Source organism: Variovorax sp. P1_G12 (genome assembly GCF_056405555.1).
This window is the reverse complement of the sequence record NZ_JBFUBW010000052.1, coordinates 26942-34452: the sequence shown is the minus strand read 5'-3', so window position 1 is coordinate 34452 and position 7511 is coordinate 26942. Positions and strand designations below refer to the sequence as shown.

Annotated in this window: 5 protein-coding genes; 1 reads left to right on the top strand and 4 read right to left on the bottom strand. The window is 69.7% G+C overall.

The annotated features are described in order from the left end of the window. Together AC1D2O_RS35025 and AC1D2O_RS35020 are read right to left on the bottom strand one after the other, a co-directional pair. A partial coding sequence (locus AC1D2O_RS35025) for an ESPR domain-containing protein (RefSeq protein WP_478158705.1) occupies positions 1-407 on the bottom strand: 407 nt, incomplete at its 3' end. A gap of 409 nt (positions 408-816) precedes the next feature. Further along, the gene (locus AC1D2O_RS35020; protein ID WP_478093247.1) at positions 817-1644 is read right to left on the bottom strand and encodes a transglutaminase-like domain-containing protein; all 828 of its coding nucleotides are present in this window, start codon (positions 1642-1644) and stop codon (positions 817-819) included. 332 nt (positions 1645-1976) lie between these two features. Between AC1D2O_RS35020 and AC1D2O_RS35015 the strand changes: the two genes are divergently transcribed. Continuing rightward, a complete protein-coding gene (locus AC1D2O_RS35015; protein ID WP_478093245.1) occupies positions 1977-4166 on the top strand; it encodes a catalase in 2190 nt (729 codons plus the stop codon). Between the two features lie 220 nt (positions 4167-4386). Here AC1D2O_RS35015 and AC1D2O_RS35010 read toward each other — a convergent pair whose 3' ends face one another. Together AC1D2O_RS35010 and AC1D2O_RS35005 are read right to left on the bottom strand one after the other, a co-directional pair. Next, positions 4387-6387, bottom strand: a complete 2001-nt coding sequence (locus AC1D2O_RS35010; protein ID WP_478158704.1) for a sensor histidine kinase — start codon at positions 6385-6387, stop codon at positions 4387-4389. A gap of 13 nt (positions 6388-6400) precedes the next feature. Beyond that, the gene (locus AC1D2O_RS35005) at positions 6401-7354 is read right to left on the bottom strand and encodes an ABC transporter substrate-binding protein (protein WP_478092504.1); all 954 of its coding nucleotides are present in this window, start codon (positions 7352-7354) and stop codon (positions 6401-6403) included. Between the last annotated feature and the right edge of the window lie 157 nt (positions 7355-7511).

Sequence of the window (7511 nt, the reverse complement as noted above, 5' to 3'; positions counted from 1 at the left end):
GCTGGAACCGGGGCTGGAACCGGGGCTGGAACCGGGGCTGGAACCGGGGCTGGAACCGGGGCTGGAACCGGGGCTGGAACCGGGGCTGGAACCGGGGCTGGAACCGGGGCTGGAGCCGGAGCAGGAGCAGGAGCAGGAGCAGGAGCAGGAGCATGGCAGTTCGACGCATTGCCGACGTCCTTGTCGTTGCCGCAGTTGGCTGCCGGCGCGACACCCGCCATGGCGAGAAGTGCCACGGCCACACAGGCCTGCAGCCCCTTGGCCCGTGCGAACCCAGGCATTTCGAGTTGCGAATCGGACCGGGACGTGCCGCTTGCCGTCGACTTGCCGACGCCCGTTGCCAGCTCCGATGCCACGGCCCAAAGGCCTTTCGACGCATTCCAGATGATCCTGAAAACGCAGTTCATAGTGTTCTTTCCGAGGTTGCAAACGCCCCGCCGAAGCAGGAATTGAGTACTTTCGAATTTAGGACGAAGGTACTAGTTACCTAAGGAAGGAGTTCACACAAACGGTTACGAAACTGCGCGAACGCTATGGTTTGAATAGCGGCCAAGGCCCATCCCACGAGCCTTCGTGAGATTTTTCACATTGCGGAGGGGGTTGAGCGCGCCCTTCGGCCCAGGCGCGCGCCGCCCACTGAAGCTCAGCTCAGGTGGGGGCCCGGGAGGTGGTCATGAGTGATCGCTCCCGGCGTCGGCAAGTGGGAAGTCCAGGGCTCGCTCGTAGCGCTGCGCTACCAGGGCCAGGATGGAAAGACCTGGCGACCGGCGGGGACGGCGATCTGCCGCTGATCGGCGTGCAGCGCCGTGCCGTCGGTCAGGCCGAGACCGCGAACACCTCGTCGGTCGTCACCTCGAAGCGCTCCAGCGTGTTGACGCCGAACACCATCGTGATCGGCACATCGGCCGCATCGCGGCCGCGCGCGATCACGACGCGGCCGATGCGCGGGATGTTGTGCCGGGCGTCGAAGGTGTGCCACCGCTCGCCGAGGTAGACCTCGAACCAGGCGCTGAAATCCATCGGATAGGGCACCGGGGCGATGCCGATGTCGCCCAGGTAGCCGGTCACGTAGCGGGCCGGGATGTTCATGCAGCGGCACAGCGTGATCGCCAGGTGCGTGAAGTCGCGGCAGACGCCGACGCGCTCCCGGTAGGCCTCCAGCGCGGTGCGGGTGGCGCGAGCGCACTGGTAGTCGAAGCGCAGGTGCTGGTGCACGAAGTCGCAGATGGCCTGAACGCGATCCCAGCCGGGGGGAACACCGCCGAACCGGCTCCAGGCGAACTGCAGCAGTTCGCTGTCGACCTCGCAGTAGCGGCTCGGCAGCAGGAACTGCAACGTGCCCACCGGCAGGTCGGCCGGTGCGTGCTCCATCGCGCCGTGGGCGACCGGGTCGGGCAAGCCCGGATCGAACACCACCGCCTCGTTGCGCAGTCTCACCCGGCTCACGCCCAGGGGCACCGCCACGCGGGCGCAGTGGTTGCCGAAGCTGTCGGTGTGGTGGTCGGTGCGCAGCGGCGGGCTGATCGTGAGGTTCTCCGGGCCCTGGAGGTCGCCCGCGCGCGAAGGGTGCAGCGCCAGCATGTAGATCAGCGCGGTCGGCGCCGTGACCCCGAGTTCGATGTCGAAACCGATTTTGATGAGCATGGGGCTGGCCTTGGAGGAGGGGGGGAATGCAGGCAAAGCATGCTTGATGCCACCGCCCGCGTGCGTCCCATCCTATCGAAGCGGCTGGCGCTGCGGCGTGGGCGAGCGCGCGAGGCGGCGTAGGCGCTTGCGGAACACCCGTCGGCGTGGTCCTACCGTGCATGGCTCGGTGCGCCGACAGCGGCCAGCGCGCGGCCACTACGGCCCGCGGCACGGCGCCGGCCTAAGCTCTTCAGGCGTCGGCGACAGGCTCCGGCGAGATCCTGCGAGCGGCGCTGCGGCTGCGCCGTCTTGTCTTTCTTCGCCTTTCAATTTGATCCAAGGGAATCCAGATGACGCAACCGATCAAGGCGGCCGCGGGCCGTCGCCCCAGGCCGGGTGACGGCAGTGACGGCAGCCACGCCAAGGAGGCGCAACTGGCCGCCTTCACGACCGACATCGAGGCCCGGCTGACCACCAACCAGGGCCTGCAGATCCCCGACAACCACAACTCGCTGAAGGCGGGCGCGCGCGGGCCGACCCTGCTCGAGGATTTCATCCTGCGCGAGAAGATCACGCATTTCGACCACGAACGCATCCCGGAGCGGGTGGTGCATGCCAGAGGGTCGGCCGCGCACGGCTTTTTCGAGGTCTACAAGTCGATGTCGCAATTCACCTCGGCCGAGTTCCTGCAGGACCCGGCGGTGAAGACGCCGGTTTTCGTGCGCTTCTCGACCGTGGCGGGCTCGCGGGGATCGGCCGATACGGTGCGCGACGTGCGCGGCTTCGCGGTCAAGTTCTATACGCCGCAGGGCAACTACGACCTGGTGGGCAACAACATCCCTGTGTTCTTCATCCAGGACGCGATGAAGTTCCCTGACTTGATCCACGCCGTCAAGCCCGAACCTCACAACGAAATGCCGCAGGCGGCGAGCGCGCACGACACCTTCTGGGATTTCGCTTCGCTGATGCCCGAGACCACCCACATGCTGATGTGGGCCATGTCGGACCGGGCGATCCCGCGCAGCCTGCGGATGATGGAGGGCTTCGGAGTCCACACCTTCCGCTTCGTCAATTCGCGCGGCGAGAGCCACTTCGTCAAGTTCCACTGGAAGCCGAGGCTCGGCGTCCACGGCCTGGCCTGGGACGAGGCGCAGAAGATCGCCGGCCAGGACGCCGACTTCCATCGTCGCGACCTGTGGGAGGCGATCGAGAACGGCGACTTCCCCGAATGGGAGCTCGGCGTGCAGATGGTTCCGCAGGACAAGGAGCACGCCTTCGGCTTCGACCTGCTGGACCCGACCAAGCTGATCCCCGAGGAGATGGTGCCGGTGCAGCGCATCGGCCGCATGGTGCTCAACCGCAACCCCGACAACTTTTTCGCCGAGACCGAGCAGGTGGCCTTCCACCCGGGCCACGTGGTGCCGGGCATCGACTTCTCGAACGACCCGCTGCTGCAGGGGCGGCTGTTCTCCTACACCGACACGCAGATCTCGCGGCTGGGCGGCGCCAACTTCCACGAGTTGCCGATCAACAAGGGGACCTGCCCCTTCCACAACTTCCAGCGCGACGGCATGCACCGCCAGACCATCGCACGGGGCCAGGTCGCCTACGAGCCGAACTCGCTGGGCGATGGCAAGGAGTTCCGGGTCGACGGCGGCAGCACCGGCTTCCAGTCCTTCCCGGAAGAGACCGAGCCGCCCAAGCTGCGGCGGCGCAGCCCGTCGTTCGACGATCATTTCACGCAGGCGCGGCTGTTCTTCAACAGCCAGAGCGCGGCCGAAAAGGAGCACCTCATCGCCGCCTTCCGCTTCGAGCTGTCGAAGGTCGAGGTGCCGGCAGTGCGCCAGCGCATGGTCGACAACCTGGCGCACGTGGACGAGAAGCTCGCGCGGCGCGTGGCCGAGGTGCTGGGCATCCATGCACCCGATGCGAAAGCGGCGGCAGGCCGCGCGGGATTCCGCGACCACCGTTTCACGCTTCCGATCGACGAATCGCCAGCGCTCAGCATGGCCGGCTCCGGCGACGGCTCGGTCAGGACGCGCAAGGTCGCGATCCTGGTCGCCGACGGCATCGACTCGGCTTCGCTGAAGGCGATCCGCGAGCCCATCGAGCAGGCCGGCGCGCGCTGTCGGGTGGTCGGCCCGCGGCTCGGCACCATCGCCAGCGCCTCCAAGCGCCAGATCGAGGTCGACGCCACCTTCGTCAACACGTCCTCGGTGATGTTCGACGCGGTGCTGGTGCCCGCGGGTGCCCAGGGCGCCAAGACCCTGGCTGAGAACGGGGACGCGGTGCACTTCGTGCTCGAGGCCTACAAGCACTGCAAGGCGATCTGCGCCGTGGGGGAGGGCGTGCAGCTGCTGGCCACGCTCGGCGTGGGTTCCGACCCCAAGGCGGCGCCGGCCGGCGTGGTGGTGGCGTCGACGCCGGTCACCAATCTCGGCGACACGACCGCGGCGGCGCGGATCGCGCAGGACTTCGTTGCCGCGATCGCGAAGCACCGGCACTGGGGCCGGACCCATGTGGACGGCGTGCCGGCCTGAATCCTGAGTGCGGAGCGAGGGGGCTCCGAAACCTACTGGGTCGATGCCAACACGCCGTGAGCGCGGGTCGATGGGCCGGCTGTCGCAACGTCATTCCGCGCGAGGCGTGTTCAGTGTTGACGCAAATGGTTACCAATAAGGCATGGCATGGCCGCTTTCGCGCCGTGCCGGTTCCCGGTGCATCACGGGGGCTGTCACCGCCAGCCTACAAGTTGAGCAATCAAGGAATGCTCTGGATTTCATTCTTTCGGCGCGTCGATAGCAGGGCCCTCAACTTGGCCGGCGCGACCGGCTTGGTGAGCAGCATCACGCCGCCCTGGCGCAGGCGCTGCAGCGCCTCGGGCCCGGTGGCGCCGGACACCAGCACGGGCAGCGCATCGGGCTGCAGCCGGCGCGTCGCCTCGATCACCTCCATGCCGTCTTCGTCGCGCGCCAGTTGCAGGTCGCACAGCACAACGTCGAAATGCGCGCCGTCCGCCCCGAGCTGCGCAAGGGCTTCGGCGTGCGTGGATGCGCAGTCGACCGGGCAGCCCCATTGCGTGAGCAGGGTGCGGCTGCCGTCGAGGATCGCCGGGTCGTCGTCCACCACCAGGCAGTGCAGGCCGGCCAATGGCGCCGATGCCTGCGGTTCCGGTGCCCGCGGCATCACTTCTCGCGGGCTGGCAAGCGGCAGCTCGAGCGCGAAGGTGCTGCCGGCCTGCAGCGCCGAGCGGACCGAGATGCGGGTGCCGAGCAGCGCAGCGATCCGCGAGCAGATCGAGAGGCCCAGACCGAAGCCCTGGCGGCGGTCGCGCTCGGTGTTGGCGACCTGGTAGAACTCCTCGAAGATGCGTCCCTGATGGATCGGCGCGATGCCGACACCGTTGTCGCGCACCTCGATGCGCACCGCGTCGCCGCGGCGGCGCGCCACCACCAGCACCGTGCCCTCGCGCGGTGTGTGGCGCACGGCGTTGCTGACCAAGTTGCCGACGATGCGCAGCAGCAGCGCGGCATCGCTTCGCACCGCCAGGCCGTGGTCGCGCCACAGCAGCCGCACCTGGGCCGCGGCCGCCGGTGCGGCGTGCTGCGCTTCGAGCTGGTCGAACAGCGTCGCCAGCGACACGCCGCCGATCGCGGGCGTCAGGACTTGGGCGTCGAGCCGCGAGATTTCGAGCAGGTCGTCGAGCAGCACGCCCATGAATCCGGTCGCTTCCTGCAGGCGCAAGACCGCGGGCCGCTGCACGCGCGAGGCGGTCGGCAGGAGGCCGTCGATGAACAGCCCCATCGCATGCAGCGGCTGGCGCAAATCGTGGCTCGCGGCGGCCAGGAAGCGCGCGCGGGAGAGCGCGGCCTGCTCGGCCTCCGCCATGCGCTGCAGCGCCACGGCCGTGGCTTCGCGCACCCGGTCCTCGCTTTGCTGGCGATTGCGCTGCAGGCGCTCGGCCAGTCGGTTGATGTCGTGCGCGAGGTTGGCGAACTCGTGCGGGGGGCGCCGAGCGCGCCCGGCCGGGCTGTCCTCGGCGCCTTGCGGGCCGACCACGTTGCAGCGCGCATCGAAGCGGCCGGCCTCCAGCGCCGCCACCGTGCGCGAGATGCGGCGCAGCGGCTGCGCCACGGCGCGCGCCGTATGGCGCACCCAGGCCCAGGCGACCAGCAGCGCGATCATCGCGATGCCGATGCCCGCCATCAGCGAAAGTGTGCGTTCGCGCGCGTGGGCGGTGGTGTCGCGGAAGGTCTGGACCAGCCCGATCGGCGTCTCGCCGGCCGCCGTCGACCCCGCGGGCGCGAAGGCGCTCGTGCGCGAGGCCTCGCGCAGCGTGACCGGCGCGGTGAACATCCGCAGTTGCGCGAGCGAGGCGGTCTTCGGGCCGGCCGTCACATAGACGCCGGCGCTGTTGCTGATCTCGACCCGCGTCACCTGGCCGCCGCGCAGCGCGGCATTGGCGACGTTCTGCAGCGCCGGCAGGTCGCCCGCGTAGAGGCTCAGGTCGGACATGGCCGCGACCTGGCGCGCCACCGCCTCGCCCTCGGCATCGAACGCGGTCTCGAGCGTGGCCAGCCGGCCGTGGGTGAACCAGGCGGTGAGCGCCAGCGCGACCGCCGCGCACGGCACCACGCCCAGCCGGAACAGGTCGCGATGCAGGCTGCCCCCGACCACCAGCGCGCTGTGCTCAGCCAGCGCCGGATCGTTCGGCCCGACGGCAGCGGCGGGCACCTCCAGGCGATGGCTGGGCGCGGTCATGTCGCGGCGGCGCTCATCGAACACCGGTCACGCCGGCGGTCAGGTCGCGTTCGTCAGGCAGGCGCAGGCCCAGTCCGCGGGCCACGGTGGTGTTGACGCGCACGGTCGCCGGCGTCGCGGCCTCGACCCACACGCTGGCGGCGCCGTTGGCTGCGGCCAGCTTGCGGCCCAGGGCGCGCGCCTGCTGTGCGAGCTGGCGCGGCGTCGACACCGCGGCGGCCAGGCCGCCGGAACGCACCAAACCTTCGTTGGTGCCGAACACCGGCAGGCCGGCAGCGGCACCGGCGCGCAGGACCGCCAGCGTGGCGGCCTGGCTGTCGCCGATCTTGTCGGGCAGCACCAGCAGCGCGTCGCTGCGCGACACCAGCAGCCGCAGCACCGCCGCCAGCGACGTGGCGTCCGGCGCGTATTCGAGCTGCAGGTCCCAGCCCTGGCCGGCACGCTGCAGTTCGCTCACGATCGGCTCCGACTCCGCGGTCGCGACGACGCCCAGCCGGCGCTTTGCGGGCAGCACCGCATCGATCAGCGCCAGCTGGTCTGCCATCGCGGGCTCGCGCAGCAGCACGCCGATCCGGCGCTCCGGGCGCCGGAGCGCCGCCGTGCCCTTGAGGCTCTCGTAGTCGAGCCGGCTCAGCATCGCGAGCACCAGCGGATCCTGGCCGGCCCGTTCGATCGCCGAGCGCGCCGCCGTGATGCCGACGGCCATCGTGATGCCGGCCGGCCTCGGGGCCGCCGCGAGGTCCTCGCCGGCGGGTTCGCCGGCCACCAGGTGGATCAGGTCGAAGCGGCTGCCGGCGTCCTGCGTTTCCCGCAGTTGACGAACGAATTCGATGTGGGCGGCCGTTTCGTCAGCCATCAGCACGGTGAGCCCGGCCGCCTGGACGCCGCCGCACAGCAGGACCGCGCAGGCCATGGCCGCAATGGCGCGCTGCAGGCCAGGCAGCGTGGGGAGACGGGTCGAAAACATGGACTGCATCCGCAGAGGGCGATGGAGCCAATGTACGAAGGCGGCTGTTTGGGCGCGATAAGGCAGAGGGCTTATGTCCACCCGCGGTGGCGGCGCATTGGGGGGCGGAGGGCGAAATTCCGCAGCCTGTCGGTCTATGTCTGACGACGTACGGCGC

Bases quoted from the DNA above. Each gene is read 5' to 3' on its own strand.
- AC1D2O_RS35020 (WP_478093247.1), bottom strand. From the start codon at position 1,644: ATGCTCATCAAAATCGGTTTCGACATCGAACTCGGGGTCACGGCGCCG.
- AC1D2O_RS35015 (WP_478093245.1), top strand. From the start codon at position 1,977: ATGACGCAACCGATCAAGGCGGCCGCGGGCCGTCGCCCCAGGCCGGGT.
- AC1D2O_RS35010 (WP_478158704.1), bottom strand. From the start codon at position 6,387: ATGACCGCGCCCAGCCATCGCCTGGAGGTGCCCGCCGCTGCCGTCGGG.
- AC1D2O_RS35005 (WP_478092504.1), bottom strand. From the start codon at position 7,354: ATGTTTTCGACCCGTCTCCCCACGCTGCCTGGCCTGCAGCGCGCCATT.